A 1623-nucleotide genomic window follows, 5' to 3' on the forward strand; every position below is an offset into this window, starting at 1 on the left:
AGTCGATTCAAGATCCGCCGGAAAGATATCCGAAACCGGCGCCGCCCCCTGCATCGGGCTTCGAACACCGATGTAACTCCGGGGAGCGGGACGATGCCCAGCGAGGGCATTCGAGGAGATGAGTGGGGCGCCTAAGTCGCGCTAGCACGTACGGCCAGGATGAACAGGGGATCACCTAAAGGGCGCGAGCCCCATGGTGACGGAGTGTCCATAGTAGTCGCAGGAGTCACGACCTGCCAAGGAGGACGGGAAAGCCGCCCACAGGGCCAAGGGGCACAGGTGACCGGATATCAATGAGACCGGAAGGTATGCGTAATGCAGAGCGCCGAAGCGGTACTTGATATCCTCCGTGAACGCGGCAGGCGAGGCCTGCCGTGCAATGAGCTCTATCGACAGATGTTCAACCCGCAGTTGTATCTCATGGCCTACGGGCGCATCTACTCCAACAAGGGGGCGATGACGCCCGGGGCGACAGGGGAAACCGCCGATGGAATGTCGCTAGCGAAGATCGGGCGCGTCATCGACGCGTTGCGCCACGAGCGCCACCGATTCAAGCCGGTCAAGCGGGTCTTCATCCCGAAGAAGAACGGGAAGCGAAGGCCGCTCGGCCTGCCATCATGGACGGACAAGCTGGTCGGCGAGGTGATGCGCCTCCTGTTGGAGGCGTACTACGAGCCGCAGTTCTCCGACCACTCCCACGGTTTCCGTCCCCGCCGGGGCTGCCACACCGCTTTACGCGACGTGGCCCGCACCTGGACCGGGACCAGCTGGTTCATCGAGGGCGATATCGCCCAGTGCTTCGACGCACTCGACCATCGGGTGATGCTCGAAACACTGGCGGAGAAGATCCACGACAACCGGTTCCTGCGGCTGGTGCGCAACATGCTCAAAGCCGGATACCTGGAGGACTGGAAATGGAATGCCACACTGAGCGGCGCTCCGCAGGGCGGTATTCTGTCGCCCATCCTGTCCAACATCTACCTGCACCGGTTGGACACCTTCGTCGAGAAGGTTCTCGTGCCGGAATACACCCGGGGAAAACTCAGGGCGAGGAACCCCGAGTATCGCAGGGTCGAAAGCGATATTCAGCGTGCCCGGAGGCGCGGAGACCGCGTCTCCGTACGCGTCTTGCACAAGCGGCTGCATTCTCTCCCGAGTCAGGATATGAACGACCCGGGATACCGCCGCTTGCGCTATGTCAGATACGCCGATGACACCCTCCTCGGGTTCGCCGGACCCAAGGCTGAAGCCGACGAGATCAAACAGCGCCTCGCCCAGTTCCTGCGTGACGACCTCAAGCTGGAACTGTCCGAGGAGAAGACCCTGGTCACCCATGCCAGAACACAGGCTGCCAGATTCCTCGGCTACGAGATCAGGACCCAACGGGACGACGGAAGGTCCGAGCGGAAGAAGGGAAACCGGCGGCTACGCCGTTCGGTGAACGGAACCATCGCTCTCCACGTCCCGAAAGACGTGATCAAAGCCAAATGCGCGCCCTACCTGACGCGCGGAAAGCCCGCGCACCAGCCATCGATGTACAAGCACGACGACTACAATCTCGTCGGCATCTTCGGCGCCAGGTATCGCGGGATCGTCCAGTACTACCTGCTGGCCGGCGACGTC

Annotated in this window: 1 protein-coding gene; it reads left to right on the forward strand. The window is 62.1% G+C overall.

Annotated features, from left to right (window positions below):
- Nucleotides 1-315: 315 nt before the first annotated feature.
- On the forward strand, nucleotides 316-1623 hold a 1308-nt coding region (locus C2142_RS04965; protein WP_241002387.1), incomplete at its 3' end, for a reverse transcriptase/maturase family protein.

Origin of the sequence: Streptomyces sp. CB01881, assembly GCF_002953255.1 — a bacterium.
Lineage (GTDB): Bacteria > Actinomycetota > Actinomycetes > Streptomycetales > Streptomycetaceae > Kitasatospora.